The organism is Ferdinandcohnia sp. FSL W7-1320, from assembly GCF_038050315.1.
Taxonomy (GTDB): Bacteria; Bacillota; Bacilli; order Bacillales; family Bacillaceae_L; genus Ferdinandcohnia; species Ferdinandcohnia aciditolerans.
Map to the genome: position 1 here is coordinate 224,412 of NZ_JBBPAM010000001.1, position 18,490 is coordinate 242,901.

The following is an 18,490-nucleotide window of genomic DNA, read 5'->3' on the forward strand; positions in this document are numbered from 1 at the left end:
TATTTAATGATACCTACCGATAACTTTTTCATCATTCTTTACTTTGTGTTAAATCCTCGAGAGCGGGCACATTCCCGTAAACGGAATGCTTTTTTTTGATAGGCTCGGCCCATTTCACCGCATTAATGATTACTTGTTGAATTTGTTTGTTATGATAGGTCGGATAAGTTTCGTGTCCAGGCATAAAGTAAAATACTTTCCCATTACCTCGTGTATATGTACAGCCGCTGCGGAATACTTCACCACCTTCAAACCAACTGATAAAGATTATCTCGTCAGGCTTAGGTATATCAAAATGCTCTCCGTACATTTCTTCATTTTCCAATTCGATATATTCAGGAATTTCTACTGTAATTGGATGGCTAGGGTTTATGGTCCATAAGCGCTCCTTTTCACCAACTTCACGCCACTTTAGATCACAGCTTGTTCCCATTAGTACTTTAAATATTTTAGAAAAGTGGCCTGAGTGAAGAACAATCAGCCCCATTCCATTAAGAACACGCTGTTTGACTTTCTCTACAATCTCGTCTTTAACCTCACCGTGAGCAAGATGTCCCCACCAAATTAAAACATCGGTATTGTTGAGGACCTCATCTGTTAAACCGTGCTCACTTTCATCTAAAGTGGCAGTTCGTACCTCAAAGCCCTCCAACTGAAGAAAATCTGAAATCGTTCCGTGAATACCGGTTGGGTATAAATCGCTTACAATTGGATTGCCTTGTTCGTGCCGATTTTCATTCCAGACGGTCACTTTCATCATCAATCCACTCCTTTCTCTACAAAAAATGATGAAATATTCGACTAAATCATAAAGCGTTTACAAATGAATGAACATAGATTTTGTCGATTTCTAAGATTTTTGCACTTAATCCCAAATTAGTCAACTATTAATAGTCCCTCTTTCCCTATAAAATATAACTATGGAAGTGCTTACATGGGCTGAAAGGAGGAAGAAATTATGAAAGGTATATTGAAAGATATCTATAAAAATAGAGTATGGCTTCTAATGATTCTGCCAGGAACAATCTGGTTGCTACTATTCTCTTATTTGCCAATGTTCGGCCAAGTGTTGGCCTTTAAAAAGTTTCGGATTGATCCCGATGGTTTCTTTGCAAGCGTTATAAATAGCGAATGGGTAGGCTGGGATAACTTTAAATATTTATTTAGTACAAACGATGCATGGATTATTACTAGAAATACTTTGATCTACAATCTTATTTTTATTGTTGTGGGGCTAATAGCGGCAGTAGCAACAGCTATCCTACTCAGTGAATTGATTAACAAAAGACTTTCAAAGGTCTATCAGACTTCTATCTTATTTCCACACTTTATTTCATGGGTTATCGGAAGCTACTTTGTATTCACTTTTTTAAGCACTGAGCATGGTTTACTAAATCAATTTCTCGGCTGGTTCAACATTGACTCCATTTCATGGTATAACGAGTCAAAATATTGGCCATTTATTATCGTGTTTATGAGTCTGTGGAAAGGTGTTGGCTATGGTAGTATTGTTTATTTAGCATCTATTGTTGGAATTGATCGAACATATTATGAGGCAGCTATGATTGATGGTGCTTCAAAATGGAAACAGATTAAACATGTTACCTTACCTATGCTTAAACCGTTAATGATTATCTTAACAATCATGAATATCGGTAGAATCTTTAACTCGGATTTCGGATTATTTTATCAAGTTCCAAGAGACTCCGGAGCGTTGTATTCAGTTACAAACGTAATTGATACTTACGTTTACCGAGGTCTTATGAATCTTGGGGATATTGGAATGAGTACGGCTGCAGGTCTTTATCAGTCGGCAGTTGGATTTATCCTTGTTATCATCACTAACTATATTGTAAGAAAAGTTGATGAGGAAAGTGCATTATTTTAATTTTAATCCATCGTGAAGGGAGGAAGTCGCCCGGCGGCTAACGATATGGCAAAACTAGAACGAAATGAATCACCGGTCGTTATTTCAAGTTCACTAGGAGAAATGAAGGGGGGTGGGACAAAGGTTGTAAGGAAAAAACATCGTGATCCTCAGCATATGCATCCAGTCGTTAATGCGATAATTAGTGTACTGCTAGGGATTTTAGCTTTCACGTGCATTTTTCCATTTATCTATGTCATTATTATTTCCTTTACTAGTGAGGAGAGTATAGTTAGAAATGGGTTTCAATTAATCCCTAAGGAATGGAGCCTCGATGCATACCACTATCTATGGAGTATGAAAGAGCAGTTATTCCGCTCTTACGGTGTTACGATTTTCATTACAATTGTTGGAACAATTATCAGCGTTTTAATGATCACCTTTTATGCTTATGCGATTTCAAGACCACAATTCAAATATCGCAAGTTTTTTACATTCCTTGCATTCTTTACCATGCTTTTCAGTGGTGGGTTGGTTCCTACTTATATAGTAGTAACCCAATTCCTGGGTTTAAAAGATACTATTTGGGCGTTGATCTTACCGCTTACTATGAATGCCTTTTATATCATCATCATGAGAACATTTTTCCTGAAATCAGTTTCTGAATCGATTTTGGAATCAGCGAGAATAGATGGAGCAAGTGAATGGAGGATTTTTTTCCAAATCATTTTCCCTCTTTCATTACCAGGGATTGCAACAATTGCATTGTTTAGCACATTGGGTTATTGGAATGATTGGTTTACAGCTTTACTTTACATTGATGACCCAAATCTAGTACCACTCCAATCCTTATTAATGAAAATTGAGGCAAATCTTGAATTTATGAGGCAGAATTTGGATGTGGCTATCATGCAACAAAGCTTATTTGATACCATCCCAGAAGAATCAGCAAAAATGGCAATGGTTGTTATCGCCACTTTACCGATAGCGATTTCGTATCCATTCTTTCAAAAGTATTTTATTAGTGGACTGACTATTGGCGGCGTTAAAGAATAAAAAAAGAAAAGGGGAGAGCTGTAATGAAAAAGAAGTTATGGATTTTGATTGCATTAGTTCTGTCTATTGGAACTATTCTTACTGCTTGTAGCGGTAATGAAGATAGTTCAACAACGGAAAAAGGTGATGGAAATGGAAAGCCATATGAAATTAAATGGTATACCATTGGAACACCACAAAAAGATACTGATAAAGTATTTGAAGAAGTAAATAAGTATCTAAAAGAAAAAATTAATGCCACAGTTGACATGACCCAAATAGATTGGGGAGATTGGGCACAAAAATCTCAAGTCATGATTAACTCTGGGGAACAATTTGATATTATCTTTACGAATGGTACTGACTATGTTCAAAACGCACAAAAAGGTGCTTTCCTAGCCATTGATGAATTGTTAGAAGAGGAAGGCAAGGAATTAAAGCAAGCCATTAACCCAGCCCTTTTAGAAGGAATTAAAGTTGATGGTAAGACTTATGGTATTCCTGCAAATAAAGAAGCTGCTAGACAATCGGTTTATACATTTAACAAACGACTTGTTGACAAATACAACTTTGATATTTCAAATGTGAAAACTCTAGAAGATCTAGAGCCAATGTTAAAGGTTATTAAAGAGAATGAACCTAGCATCACACCAATCGCAACATTTGATGCATTTTTACGCTATGATTATGTCTTTAACGCTGAAATGCCATTTGCCTTCCCATTCGAGGGTGATACAGATCATGTTATAAATCCATTTGAAACAGACGAAGCTATGCAAACGCTTAAAACAATGCACAGCTATTATAAAGCTGGCTACCTAAAAGAGGATGCTGCAACAAGTAAAGACAGCTGGCCGATGGATGTAGAAAACTGGTTTGTCCGCATGGGTGGTTTCCAACCATATGCAGATTTACTATGGTCTCGTTCAGCGAAGTACGAGGTAGTTTCTGTACCTGCGGAGCAGCCAACAACTGTAAACGATTCCGTATCTGGTTCAATTCAGGCAATTTCAGTAACATCTAAAAACCCTGAAAAAACGATGGAATTCTTAAATTTACTTAATACGGATCCTTATCTTCGTAACTTAGTAGATAAGGGAATTGAAGGCGTACATTACAAGAAGAATGAGAATGGCACAATTGAAGATCTGCCTGCACGCATTGAAAGCTATAACATGCCATCTTATTCACTAGGAAACCACTTTATCCTAGACCTTTACAAAGATGACCCTGAAGATAAATGGGAAAAGTTCCAAGAGTTTAATGATTCTGCCGTTAAGGCGCCATCACTAGGTTTCAATTTTAATAGTGATCCCGTTCGTTCAGAACTTGCATCCATTACAAATATTTCGAAGGAATTCTATCCTGCCTTGGCAACAGGATCTGTTGACCCAGAAGAATATTTACCAAAATTCAATAAGAAATTAAAAGAAGCCGGACTTGATAAAGTGTTAGAAGAAATACAAAAGCAATTTGATGAGTGGAAAAGCTCGCAAAAATAACTAAAAACAAATCAAGCTGGGTGGAATATTCCAGCTTGATTTTATTTCATACAATAAAAAAACATGAGATTTTGAACATAAAGTTTGCCTAGCTCCAGTGCCATAACGGCTAGTGTCTTTCGCTTTCCTCCTTATGAAAAGTAAATATTAGATTGTCAATTACTCTTTTTGAGTCCTTTATCCCTATTTAAGCGCTTCTGGCCAAATGTTCCTGACCAGGTAAGAGCGCGAGCGCTATTCTTATCCAGGGATGTATTTACCTGAAGCTGCATAGAAAGATCATGTCTTCGATTCTTTCCACTGTGATAAACTTGAACTGAAAAACTACACATAATTGAGGGATTGGAAATGAATTCGAAACACAACAGCCGTTTTCACCAAAGAATATTTAATAAACTTTTTTTAACCTCTTCCATTACGATTATTGTTACTGTCATCATCTTGATTGTGACAATCACAAACTATTATTCAGAAATCATTATACAAAAGGAAGTCAATGTCAGTACAAGAACGATAGAAAGGGTTGAGGATTACTTTTCCGCCAAAGATTCAGATATTGATAGGGCAATGCGAGATCTTTATATTCAAGGGGAGCTGATTGATGATATTTCCTTTGCCCTTCATAACGGATATGGGAAATATTTGGAATACCGCCTTGATAAATTTACGGAGGACCATACGTATTTTCCTACCAATTTAGATACGTATTTTAATGGCTATTTTAGTCAGGATAATGATATTAACGCCATTAGCTTACGTTCAGAAGATAGCCCTGAAATTGAATATTTGCTCATTAATAATTATCTGAGGTGGAACAAAAGTATTGATAACTCGGAACCAAATTTAAATGATGTACTCCCGGGGGGATACTATAACCTAAGCGGAGATGCTTTGCCAAAAGGGCAGAAGTTAAAAGATACAATTACGAAAAAGGCTGTCATTAATAACCCGGTCACGCTCGAAAAAATAGGTGAGATTTCCGTCTATTACTCTACTGAGCATTTAGATAGGATGGTCAAAAAGGATGAAGGGGCACCGGCTTCTTTCTTTCTAATTGATGCCAATGGCCAAATCGTTTATTCCCATAATAAAGGAGTTCCTCTCCCTCTCGTCCATCAAGTCAAGCAAGAAACAAATGAAACAAAGATAGAGTATAAATCCGAAGAATATTACATTAATACCATTGCGAACAAAGGTGATTATACGTTTGTAAGTGTCATTCCCGATAAAGGGTGGCAAAAGCTATCAATTATCAGGGGAACAATGTGGGTTGTCATCATCTTTCTAATTTTGGCGGCTATTTTAATCAGTTATTCATTTATGCAAAATTATTCTCGGCGAATTAATAGAATTGTGTCAACCATCCGCCGAGTAGAAAAAGGGGACCTGAACGCAAGGATCCCCGAAACGAAACATGAAGATGAGTTATCTAAGATTTCGTTCAATATCAATTCGATGTTAAATGAACTAAATAATTACATTGAACAATTTTATCTGCTCAATATGAAACAACAGCAGGCGGAATTAAAAGCGCTTCAAGCACAAATTAATCCCCATTTTTTATTCAATACGCTTGAAGCAATCCGAATGGTATCTGTCTTGGAGGGTTCCAAAACATCCGGTAAGATGATCTTCCATTTATCTAAATTGTTCCGCTACTCACTGGAATCAAAAGACATCGTACCGCTCTATACCGAAATTGAATATGTCCAACAATATTTAACATTAATGCAGTTTAAACATCCGGATAAACTGCATGTCCATTTTGATATTCCAGATGAGGTGAAACATACATTTGTTTCAAAATTAACCCTACAGCCGATTATTGAAAATTATTTTGTTCATGGTTTTAGAAAAGATCGGTCCAATAATGAATTAATTATACGAGCTTCTAATCTGGGAGAAAAAATTGAAATATGTGTAGAAGATAATGGCAAGGGCATGTCTGAAGAAGAATTGAACAATATTGTACAACATATTAATCGTGAAGATGGTGATGAAATGCAATCTATTGGGTTGAGAAATATACATCAACGTTTGAAACTGAGATATGGGAACAAGTATGGTATTACCATAAAGAGTAGCAAAAACACGGGAACAATGGTCACTTTGTCTATTCCAGTGGAGGGGATTTCTTATGTTTAAGGTTCTATTGGCTGATGATGAACCCATCATCACAAAAGGATTATCAGCGATCTTGGACTGGGAGGATTACGGTTTTGAAATTGTTCATACAGCAGAAAGCGGAGAAGAGGCGCTCTCCTATATTAAACAGCATCCCATCGACATTCTGATTACAGATATTTTAATGGGGGAAATGTCCGGCTTGGACTTAATTCAAGAGGTTAAGAGTGTACGGCCAGAGGTTAAAAATATTGTCCTAACAGGTTATCAAGAGTTTGAGTTTATTAAACGAGGGTTGTTACTAGGGGTTGAAAACTATTTGGTGAAACCTGTCGATGAAGAGGAATTGTTGACAACGATTCAAGCCGTAGGACGAAAACTTAGGGCTAATCTGGCAGGAAGTCGGCCAGAGGGAACGACTACATTATTGGATAATACATTATGGCGCTTTCTGACAGGGGAAATAGATCAGCATGATTTTCTTGAAAAATTGGCATTATACAATATCGAATTAAACCAACCGTCATATAATGTTTCAATCTTAAATCTTGAACATTATCAGAAGTCTGAAGTGGTTAAGTACGTTAGACACTTTATTGCAGAGCAATACTCGGCAATATCTTTCTGTAGTCCTGATCAAGAGATCGTGGTTATTTTTGGAGGTGTAAGTGAAGAAGAGTTGGTAAAGCAAAACCAAAGTCTTCTTGATAAACTCTGTAATGAGCAAAAAGAGGCAGGCTTATTCTATTTGGCTATGGGCAAGCCGGTTTATGAGATTGATAAGCTAGAAGAAAGTTTTGCGATTGCTAGGGAACATAGCCTTCTGCAGATATATTCAGAACCAAATGTGCTGATCTCAGATAAAGAAATAATTGATCATCAGGAGGAGTTAAAACGGCAGCAGGAATTTAAGGGGAATATTGTTAAACAACTAATGAATGCAGAGGAAGAACCTTTAGAACTGATTGATTGTTATCTTAAGGATTTAACAAAGAAATCAAATGTTATCTCGCCCCTAGTGGTAAAAAAGTATGCACTGGATTTAATTTCTTATATCCATTATTCACTACAACCCGAGGATTTCTCCCTTTATACAGGTGTTGTCGAACGAATGTTTTATAGCTCGGATATCGCGCAGATAAGGGTCATTATAACCGAATATTTTTATGAATTAATCCTGACCATTCATAACCATGTTCATTTACGAAGTCCGATCGTACAAAATGTGCTTCAGTACACCCATGCCCATTATGTCCAAGGGCTATCATTAAAAACACTAGGGCAGCAGTTTCATGTAAATGCTATTTATTTGGGACAATTATTTCAAAAAGAAGTAGGGGTCGTCTATTCTGAATATCTGAATCGCTATCGATTGGAAAAAGCAAAAGAATTACTGAAAACCACCCATTTTAGGGCTGGAGATATTGGGAAAAAAGTAGGGTATTCTGATACCACTTATTTTTATAAGCAATTTAAAAAAATGATTGGCACGACACCGAGTGAGTGGAGGAAAATTTAAAAGAGTGAAGGTGAAATCTATGGGAAAAGTATTCGAAGAACAAAATATCCACTATCGTTTTCCTGAAAACTTTTGGTGGGGAAGTGCAGCATCCGGTCCACAAACGGAAGGCGCAGCACTGAGTGCTGGAAGAAAACAAAGTATTTGGGATTATTGGTACGGCATCGAGCCCGAATGTTTTCATAATGGAGTTGGCCCAGAGCATACATCGGATTTCTATCATCGATTTAAACAGGATATTCAGCTAATGAAGGAGACGGGCCATAACTCATTTCGGACCTCAATTCAATGGTCACGATTAATTCCGGATGGCACAGGGGAAATAAATGAGGAGGGCGTTTCCTTCTACAATCAAGTCATTGATGAGTTATTGGCTAATGACATTGAGCCGTTTATTAATTTGTATCATTTTGATATGCCAATGTGCATGCAGGAAAAAGGAGGCTGGGAAAGCAGGGAGGTAATCGATGCCTATGTAAATTATGCACAAAAATGCTTCCGCTTATTTGGTGACCGTGTGAAATATTGGTTTACATTTAACGAACCGATCGTGCCTGTCGAGGCAGGTTATTTATATAATTGGCATTATCCTAATGTGACAGATTTTAAACGTGGGGCAGTTGTTGCACATCATACCATTGTTGCCCATGCAAGGGCGGTAGAGGCATTTAAGGAATTGAATCTTGATGGCAAAATTGGTATCATTCTAAACTTAACTCCAACTTATCCAAGAAGCAGGGATGCGGAGGATGTAGCCGCAGCGCATATTTCGGACCTATTCTTTAATCGTAGTTTTCTTGACCCTGTCACAAAAGGGAACTATCCAAAGGACTTAGTTGATATTTTACTAGAAAGAGATTTGCTTCCAACCATAGAAACCGGTGATTTGGAAGTTATTAGAGATAATCCTATTGATATTTTAGGAGTTAACTACTACCAACCGCGCCGCGTTAAAGCCAAAGAGGAGTCTGAGCCGGAGAATGCACCGTTTATGCCGGAACATTTATTTGATCCTTACATCATGCCAGGGCGGAAAATCAATCCACACCGTGGATGGGAGATTTGCGAAGAAGTTATCTATGACATAATGGTCGATCTTCGTAAAAATTATGGTAATATTCCCTTTTTCATCTCAGAGAACGGTATGGGGGTTGAAGGCGAGGAGAAGTTTCGTAACGAAGAGGGATTTATTGAGGATGAATACCGGATTGAGTTTGTGAAGGAACATTTAAAATGGGTGCACAAAGGAATTGAGGAAGGGGCCAATTGCCTTGGGTATCATATCTGGACATTTATGGATAACTGGTCATGGACAAATGCTTATAAGAACCGCTATGGATTGGTAGAGGTAGATTTAAAAAATGGTTTGGAAAGAACCATTAAGAAATCCGGCAGATGGTATAAACTGTTAGCAGAGAACAATGGGTTTTAATCCTATCGAAATTAATAAAATATAAATAATTCCATGAATCAAAAACGTACCAACCTATGAAGTGGTACGTTTTTTTCTATGTATATATCAATCTTTTCTTGATCCACAGTGTTCTTTATTTTAACCAATGAATCTATGTTTTTACCAATAGGATGGACAGTAAAGTACTGCTAAAATGATGGAAGGGCTTACATCAATGTCGCTTAGGGCATTAAACGAATCTTTTATGTATAAAAGGACGGTGAAACTTATTAGTCATTCATTCGCGTGATGCATTACACAGAGAGTCATTTGTAAGGGTGCCATTGGTTAGAACAGAGTGAGATTAATTTACTTCTTTTGCGCAAACTACAGCAGTTTATAAATAAGGGAGGAAAAAGAATGTTTTCTCGATTGGGAAGAATAAAAAAAACATTAATCGTAACACTTTCTATGCTTCTTATCTTGCAGATTAGCTTTTCATCTACGGCTTTGGCAGGGGACACACTACCGTATACAGGCAAAAGTGCAACTGGATTAAATCAGCCTACACAGCATGGGTATACAGCAAATGACATTATCGAATGGGACCCGAAAACGGATAAATATGCCGAAATGCTAAGGGCGAAAGTACCATTACAAGAAAGAATTGAACCGTTTGCCTCTACACAGGCAAACCCTGAATTGAGCCAGGAAACACAAATGTTTAATCTTGCTGGTGATTATGGGAATTCCTTTATGGATAGTACGGCCTATACGAATAAATTTGGGGAATACACGTTTCCATTCTGGCAGTATACAGACTATTATTCCTACTGGCACGGAATGGCGTCGGCGGATGTTCCGAGAGACTTATATAATCCTAGCCTACCGTGGTATGAAAGATGGTTTGAATTTGGTGTATTAAACATTCCAAATCCTGCTTACACAAATGCCGCACATAAAAACGGGGTAAAATCTCTTGCCGTTATTTTCTTCTCAAGCAATGACAGGGGACCTCAAACCTATACACAAATGTTTGTTAAGGATGAGAATGGAAATTTCCCTGCTGCTGAAAAATTGATTGAAATTGCTGGTTATTTTGGTTTTGATGGTTATTTCTTTAACCAAGAAGAGATTACCGGGGTAGCGGTCGAGGATATCCCTACATATAAAGAGTTTTTAAAGGTGTTGAGAAATAGTGGTCTATATGTCCAGTGGTATGATTCCGTCCATAATGAAACTGGCAAAACGAGATACGAAAATGAGTTTACCGAGGTTAATAGTCCTTTTTTAAAGGACCCACAATATGGCGATCTTGCCCATTCAATTTTCTTAAACTACCTTTGGAATAATGACAAGATGAAAAATTCTAAAGCACATGCAGAGAGTTTAGGTTTAGATCCCCTTGAAACGGTATTTGCAGGTGTTGAGGCTGGCGGCGACCGATTTAAAAAACACCGGAATGATTTACGAAATAATTTAGATGAAAGTGGAAAACTGATGAATAGTATTGCAATGCTTGGCTCCGACTTTACACATCACGGATTAGATGAGGACCTTGGCGGAGAAGATACGATGCGGAGGAATAACAGCGATTATCAATGGATGTCGTTCATTCGTGATCGTGCATGGTGGACTGGTCCGAATCAGGACCCAACCCGTACTGGCAGAAATGCAGACGTTGACCTGTCTGATGTAGCAGCAAAAGGAGACAACTGGGATGGCGTTGCTGCATATATAGCGGAACGAAGTGTTATTCAAGGCTCCAATTTTGTATCCAATTTTAACATTGGCCGTGGGTTGGCCTATTATGTCGATGGAAAGGTCAGCAATTCTGAAGAATGGTCCAATATTAATATTCAGGATATTCCTATTACTTGGCAGTGGTGGATTGATACGACAGGTACACCACTACAGGTAGATTTTGATTTTGGTCCTAACTACAATGCAGGTCCACGCTACGATTATGAAAAGGTAGGTGCCTATAACGGAGGTAACTCGCTTGTAGTTAACGGTACATTAGATGCTGAAAACTACCTACGCCTCTATAAGACCGATTTGCAGGTAAAAGAGGGTTCCGAATTCTCACTTACGTATCAGAAAACCTCACAAGATGACACATCCGTTATGAGTATCGGTTTACACTTTAAGGACTCTCCTGAAGAGGTAGTAAAACTGGCAGTATCCAACTCGGGTAAACGGACCGATGGCTGGGTAACAGCAAAAATTGACTTATCTCAATATGCAGGTAAAGAGATTGCTGCATTTGGGCTAGTTTTTGAAAATGGCGATGTAGCGGTTGATTAGTACCAGATGAATATTGGGCAAGTAAAGATTACCGATGGATCGATTGCAAAACCAGAGGCACCAACCGGTCTGCAGATAACAAAAGCTCTCCGCGATTCCAATGAAATGTATATTTCATGGGATTTAAAAGGATATGATGAAGTCAATCAATACAATATCTATAATAACGGAGCTTATGTTGGTGGGATTTATGATGAAGTGTTTTATATCAAAAACCTGAAGGGATTATCAGGTGAGGTTTCTGTGACAGCCGTGAGTCAAGATGGTCAAGAAAGTGATCCTGCGGTTGTTCATTACGACTTAACTAAAGGAGTTCGTAACATTAAAGCTACCCAAACGGATAAGGGTGATATGGTAGTATCGTGGGAGAATCCTAAGGATGTCAATGGAAAGACTACTATAAATATTTCTACAGATTACGATTATGCCAAAGAAGTCAATAGGATTGTCACTGTTAGCAAAGGCAAAACAGAAGTAAAACTATCCAATATGCCAATTAACGGGGATAAATATCATTTGAAAATAAAAATTAACAGCCATGACTGGATAAGCTACCAGGGCACGTTTATTGACAAATATATAGAAGCATATTCGGCAGAAAAAGTCACAATTGAAGGGAATTCCGTTACGTGGGAGTTACCTGAAGCAAGAGATTGGCATTACCTGTATATTTATGAAAATGGAGAAGCCAAAACGTTTAATACAACTTACAGTCAAGGACGCAAACCTTATATTATTCGCGGACGCACACATTTAAATGAGCTCACATTCCAAACTCAATCAACGGACAGTATCCTTGAATTTGTGATGGAAGACTATACTGGCAATAGAGTCAGTACTGTTGTCAGAATTACCTTGGATGAGATTTATGGTGTAATCAACGGATTGGTTGAGAAAGAGGAATTGGCCGAAACAGCCGGCAAACAGTTAACGGGAACATTGAAGAGTGCGAAAAAACATTATGACAGCGGTCGCATGAAGCAAGCGGCAACTCACTTGGAAAAATTTAAGGATACCATTGACCGTAACCAAGTGAAAGATGTTTCTGAAGACACAAAGAATATGTTAAAAGCTAGTGCGGACTATTTACTAAGAACATGGTCGGAATAAACGGCTGCTAGCGTACGTTAAGTAAAGATTACTATGGTGCAGTATGGCAGATACAAAAATGGTCTGCCATACTCTGTATTTTTTAAGATTAATAGCTTGGGAGGAAACGACTTTGACATTGCAGACAATTCAGCGATTTATTCAATATTTATCAAATCACGAAAATCTGGAATCCATCCAGATCCAAGATTGGCGCGCAAAGCGCGGCAAATATATAGAGCCGGAAAAATATGAATTCGAATCTGAGGAACCCCTACTTATTAATGAAGGTGATTGGTTAGTCGATTCAGGCACAACCATGTTTTTGGAAAAAGAGGTATCAATCCCAATTGAATGGCGGTATCGACCAATGGGACTAACTTTTCTACCCGGTGCCAAGGGTCTTAGGACTCTTCATGAGGCATTGGTTTCGTTAGATGATATGCCTTATCATGGAATTGACCGTAACCGAAGCTATGTTCCTTTTCCGGAGAAAGCGTGGGGGAAAGAAAAAATCAACATTAAAATAGAACTATTTAACTATGCTGGCCAAACGCAAGACGAGTTAAATTATCAGAATGAACCAGCCGAATTTGATCCTCCCCCCCTCACCCTTCTTAAAGGAAGCATTGATCTTCCGAACACGGCTGTCCAAAGTCTGTTGGCAACTGTGAAGGCCTACTATGAGACGGCTAAATTACTGCCAGAAGGTGATATGGGAAGATTCAAAATCATCGATTCTTTGACAGAGGCAGAAAAAATAATCCTGATTGAAAAGCCAGAGGCTTTATTAAATAGTTCATGGGTTGAAGGTATAGAAGAAGGTATCAAGAAAAAGCTATCCGATTTGGCAGGCAACACCCATGGCCAAATCTTAATGGTAGGTCAGTCCCATATTGATCTTGCATGGCTTTGGCCAGTAAAGGAAGCCATTCGCAAGTGCAGCAGGACCTTTTCGACGATGAGTACCCTGCTGGAGGAGAATACAAACTTCACCTATGCACAGAGTCAGCCCCAAGCCTATGCTTTTGTAAAGGAACATTACCCTGAAATCTATAACAGAGTGAAAAAGCATATTGCTGAGGGGCGCTGGGAGGTTGTCGGAGGTATGTGGGTTGAGCCTGATTTAAATATGCCATCAGGTGAATCTTTAGTCCGTCAGTTATTATATGGGATGAAATTTTACAAGGATGAATTCGGGGTCCAGCCTAAAATTGAGTGGCTTCCGGATACATTTGGTTATTGTGCATCCCTGCCGCAATTATTAAAAGGTGCTGGAATTGACTATTTTATGACAACAAAAATGAATTGGAATGATACCAATTCATTTCCTTATGATTTATTTTACTGGGAAGGTATCGACGGAACTAGGATTCTCTCATATTTGAACCATGGATTAAATGAATATACGCATCCTCAAGAAATCCATGACCACTGGAATAGCTTTAAGCAAAAGAATGTCTATCCTAAACAAATGCTTCTTTATGGACATGGGGATGGTGGCGGCGGTGTTACACAAGAAATGATTGATTATATTGACCGTTCGGCCTCACTACCTGGCCTGCCAGAAGTGATAAACAGTACAGCACACGAATTTTTTGATGGGATCAGCGAGGTAAACACACAACTCCCTACATGGGTTGGAGATATGTATCTCGAGCTTCATCGCGGAACATACACAACACATGCCCGGAATAAGAAATGGAATCGTAAGGCGGAAGTCCTTTATCGAGATGCAGAAATTTGGAGCAGTTTAGCTGTACACTTCGCTGGAGCAAACCTTCCTTCGTCAATGGAAGAAGGGTGGAAATTGCTTCTTCTAAACCAATTCCACGATATTATTCCAGGCTCATCCATTCCAGAGGTATATGTGGATTCAGAGTCTGATTACAAGAAAGTTTTTGAATACGGGGAAAAGACGAGAAAGGAAGCTTTGCAGGCATTGGAGAAACAAATAGACACCAATGGTGACGGGTTACCAATCGTCCTATTTAATAGTTTATCCTGGAAGAGATCTGAAACAGTAAAAATTGTTGGCGGACCTGAATTAGTAGGAAAGGGAGCAGTAAATCTGGATGGTGAAGAACTTCCAGCGGACTTTATTCAAAAGGGGGATGGCCAAATCGAATTAACTGTTTACGTTCCTGATATTCCAGAACTAGGCTATGTAGTCATATGGCTAAAAGATTTGGAGAAACAAGTCATCGAAGAGCAAGAGGATATAGGCCGCGAGTGGGAAACAGAATATTATCTGGTCGAATGGAATGAAAAGGGGGAAATCTCCCGTCTATATGATAAAAAAGCCCAGCGTGAAGTCACATGCAATGGCGGAGCCGCTAACGAGTTCCAGCTATTCCATGACCGCCCGATGCTTTGGGATGCATGGGATATCGATCCCAAATTTGAAGATCAGCCTGCGGAGAAGGTTGTCCTTCTTGAACAAGGCATCCGAACAGGGGCAACGAAGGACGTCATTTGGTTTAAATGGCAGTTAGCACAATCAACCATTGAACAAGATATGGTTTTATACCACCACAGTAGGCGAATTGATTTCCAAACAAGAGTCGATTGGCGGGAGGATCACAAATTATTGAAGGTCGCTTTTCCTGTCGATGTGGTTAGTAATAAAGCCACGTTTGAGATTCCGTTCGGATCGGTTGAAAGAGCAACACATTCAAATACTAGCTGGGAGCAAGCACAGTTTGAAGTATGCGGCCATCGCTTTGCCGATCTTTCTGAACACAATTATGGAGTCAGTTTATTGAATGATTGCAAGTACGGGTATGACGTGAAACAAAATGTTCTGCGCTTATCATTGTTACGGGCACCAAAATGGCCTAACCGGGGGGCAGATCAGGGGAATCATGAATTTACCTACTCCCTTCTTCCGCATGAAGGTGACTGGAGAGATGCTGATGTAGTCAAGAGAGGGTATGAGTTGAATCACCCAGCTGTTGTTTTCCGTACTTCAGCCCATGAGGGGAGTCTTCCAAGTTCATATTCCTTTATTAAGACAGAGTCTAAACAGGTCATTCTTGATACGGTTAAGCAGTCAGAGGATGGTACGGGGCTTACGCTTAGAATGTATGAATCCAGCGGGGGCAGAGAGAAAGTTCAATTATCTATGTCAGGGCAGGTTCATTCCGCATATGAAACCAATCTGTTGGAAGAGAAACCGGTGGGAATTTCGGTACAAGGGAATAAACTAACTACATCACTGAAGCCATTTGAGGTAAAAACGATTCTATTAACCTAGTACAGTGGGGTAAGTTTGAAAATACTACAATAGTTAGGTGGAAAAATGGAACATTATAATACTGCAAACGAAAAAATAGATGATCAAGTAGAAACGTTACTGGCAGGCATGACTTTAAAGGAAAAGGTTGGACAGGTCAACCAAAAATTATATGGTTGGGAAGTCTACAGAAAAACTGACACCGGATACGAACTAACGGAGAAGTTTAAAGAGCATGTTCAACGGTGGGATGGGATCGGAGTCCTTTATGGGTTATTCCGTTCCGATCCTTGGTCATCAATCAATTTTGAAAATGGGATTGCCAAAGATTCAAGTGCCGAAGTGGCTAATATGATTCAACAATATGTAAAGGAACATACCAGGTTGGGGATTCCTGTCCTTCTTTCCGAAGAGTGCCCCCATGGTCATCAAGGATTAGATAGCATGATAACTCCTGTAAACTTGGGAATTGGTGCGACGTGGAATACCGAATTACATGAAAAACTGATAGCAGCTGTTGCAAACGAAATCAGAGCAAAAGGTGCTCATTTAGGACTTGTATCGACATTGGATATCCTTCGGGATCCTAGATGGGGAAGATCGGAAGAGTGTTTCAGTGAAGATCCATATCTTACTTCTCGATTAACAGAAGCGGTTGTAAAAGGGATGCAAGGGGAAGAAAGTGATATCATTCCGGAAGGTAAAATGATTGCTGTTCTTAAACACTTTACAGCTCAAGGTAATGGAATAGGGGGGCATAATGCAGCCCCTGCATCGATAGGAGAAAGAGAATTAAGGGAGATTCATCTTCCGCCAATGAAAGCAGCTATTAAATTAGGAGCTCTTGCTTGTATGGCTGCTTATAATGAAATTGATGGAATCCCATGTCATGCTAATGGGTATCTTCTCAACCAAATCCTACGCAAGGAATCAGGATTTAAAGGGGCTGTAATGGCAGATGGTTGTGCACTAGACCTTTTAGTCCCATTAACACAAAGTCAGGAAGCAGCTGCTGCGCTGGCTCTAGAAAATGGGGTAGATATAAGTCTTTGGGACAACGTGTATACTACTTTAGAAAAAGCCATTGGAGAAGGTCTTGTCAGTGAAGAAAAGCTGGACGATGCAGTTAGAAGGGTTTTGACACTTAAATTTAAAATGGGTTTATTTGAAAATCCTTTTATAGAAACAAAAACCCCAATAAGTCAGGAACAAGCACAAAAAATCAATCTTGAGTCGGCACGGCAGTCAATTGTCTTGTTAAAAAATCAAGGGATATTACCAATAAAAGGGAGTAATAAAAAAATAGCAGTTATTGGACCTAATGCAGACTCTGTTTATAATCAGCTAGGAGATTATACACCGTTTCAACAAGAAGGTAAAGTTGTCACTGTTCTACAGGGGATTACTGAATTAGCAAATGATGCAGAAGTTGCTTATGAAAGAGGATGCGGCATTCGTTCCCTAGATACGGAAGGGATCGAAAAGGCAGTTCATCTGGCTAACAGTTCGGATGTTGCCGTCGTCGTTTTAGGTGGTTCTAGTGCAAGAAATTTTGATGCACAATTTGACCTTAATGGTGCTGTAATCAATACAACCGGAGAAGAAGAAATGGATTGTGGTGAAAATGTTGACGTAGCTAATTTAGAATTAGGTGGCCAGCAACTACACCTACTACAGCGAATCATCCAGACTGGAACACCAACTGTTGTTGTCTTGATACAAGGAAGACCGCATGCCATTCCGTGGGTGGCGGAAAATGTCCCAGCTGTTTTAAGTGCATGGTATCCAGGACAAATGGGTGGCCAGGCAATAGCAGAGGTTTTATTTGGAAAAGTCAATCCAAGTGGAAGATTGCCTGTTTCAATTCCAAGATCCTCCATGCAAATTCCTGTATTTTATAATCACAAGGAGGGTGGATACAAGAGAGATTATTTTGATATGTCCGGGAAGGCATTATTTCCTTTTGGATATGGCCTTTCGTATACTACATTCACGTATGATAATCTTCGTTGCTCTATTCAGTCCATCCCAGTTTGTAAACTCTTAGCGGGGGAAACATTCAAAATTATGGTTGAAGTCACCAATAAAGGGGACCGTGATGGCTATGATGTAATACAGCTTTATATAAAAGGAAAGGGTTCAAGTATAACGAGGAGAGTAAAGGAATTAAAAGGATTTAAGAAGATTTGGATTGCAGCAGGAGAAACAAAAGAAGTAATGTTTGAACTGGGGACGGAAGAATTGGAAGTATTTAGCAGCCAAAATAAATATAGGATCGAGGAAGGATGTATTGAAATTGAGGTTGGAAATCCTATCGATTTTGTAAGTGCCGACTTAATAATTAGCTAATTAATTCCGGTTCACTTGGAACCACTGAGTATAAGGAGAAAAAAGTAACAATTAAAAAGAGCCAATTGTC

General features: G+C 38.9%; 11 protein-coding genes. 10 read left to right on the plus strand and 1 reads right to left on the minus strand.

Going from position 1 to position 18,490, the window contains the following annotated elements; translation table 11 throughout:
* Positions 1-31 precede the first annotated feature (31 nt).
* Positions 32-760 carry a ThuA domain-containing protein gene (locus tag NST91_RS01165; protein WP_341329671.1) on the minus strand — a complete coding sequence of 243 codons (729 nt, stop codon included), beginning with the start codon at positions 758-760 and terminating at the stop codon, positions 32-34.
* Positions 761-958: 198 nt separating this feature from the next.
* Between NST91_RS01165 and NST91_RS01170 the strand changes: the two genes are divergently transcribed.
* From NST91_RS01170 to NST91_RS01215, 10 genes are all read left to right on the plus strand, one after another.
* Positions 959-1,888: an ABC transporter permease gene (locus tag NST91_RS01170; RefSeq protein WP_341329672.1), complete on the plus strand. Its 930-nt coding sequence runs from the start codon at positions 959-961 to the stop codon at positions 1,886-1,888.
* A gap of 156 nt (positions 1,889-2,044) precedes the next feature.
* Positions 2,045-2,923, plus strand: a complete 879-nt coding sequence (locus tag NST91_RS01175) for a carbohydrate ABC transporter permease (RefSeq protein ID WP_341333457.1) — start codon at positions 2,045-2,047, stop codon at positions 2,921-2,923.
* Positions 2,924-2,946: 23 nt separating this feature from the next.
* Positions 2,947-4,404 carry an ABC transporter substrate-binding protein gene (locus NST91_RS01180; RefSeq protein WP_341329673.1) on the plus strand — a complete coding sequence of 486 codons (1,458 nt, stop codon included), beginning with the start codon at positions 2,947-2,949 and terminating at the stop codon, positions 4,402-4,404.
* Positions 4,405-4,752: 348 nt separating this feature from the next.
* The gene (locus NST91_RS01185) at positions 4,753-6,549 is read left to right on the plus strand and encodes a sensor histidine kinase (protein WP_341329674.1); all 1,797 of its coding nucleotides are present in this window, start codon (positions 4,753-4,755) and stop codon (positions 6,547-6,549) included.
* The gene (locus tag NST91_RS01190) at positions 6,542-8,047 is read left to right on the plus strand and encodes a response regulator transcription factor (protein WP_341329675.1); all 1,506 of its coding nucleotides are present in this window, start codon (positions 6,542-6,544) and stop codon (positions 8,045-8,047) included. Before NST91_RS01185 ends, NST91_RS01190 begins: the two co-directional genes overlap by 8 nt.
* A gap of 19 nt (positions 8,048-8,066) precedes the next feature.
* Positions 8,067-9,479: a 6-phospho-beta-glucosidase GmuD gene (gmuD, locus tag NST91_RS01195; RefSeq protein ID WP_341329676.1), complete on the plus strand. Its 1,413-nt coding sequence runs from the start codon at positions 8,067-8,069 to the stop codon at positions 9,477-9,479.
* Between the two features lie 381 nt (positions 9,480-9,860).
* Positions 9,861-11,747: an endo-beta-N-acetylglucosaminidase gene (locus NST91_RS01200; protein ID WP_341329677.1), complete on the plus strand. Its 1,887-nt coding sequence runs from the start codon at positions 9,861-9,863 to the stop codon at positions 11,745-11,747.
* 6 nt (positions 11,748-11,753) lie between these two features.
* On the plus strand, positions 11,754-12,857 hold the full coding sequence (locus NST91_RS01205; protein WP_341329678.1) for an FIMAH domain-containing protein: 1,104 nt from the start codon (positions 11,754-11,756) through the stop codon (positions 12,855-12,857).
* A 112-nt stretch (positions 12,858-12,969) separates the two neighbouring features.
* Complete coding sequence (locus NST91_RS01210; RefSeq protein WP_341329679.1) at positions 12,970-16,092, plus strand: alpha-mannosidase; 3,123 nt, start codon at positions 12,970-12,972, stop codon at positions 16,090-16,092.
* Between the two features lie 45 nt (positions 16,093-16,137).
* Complete coding sequence (locus NST91_RS01215) at positions 16,138-18,420, plus strand: glycoside hydrolase family 3 N-terminal domain-containing protein (RefSeq protein WP_341329680.1); 2,283 nt, start codon at positions 16,138-16,140, stop codon at positions 18,418-18,420.
* Positions 18,421-18,490 lie beyond the last annotated feature (70 nt).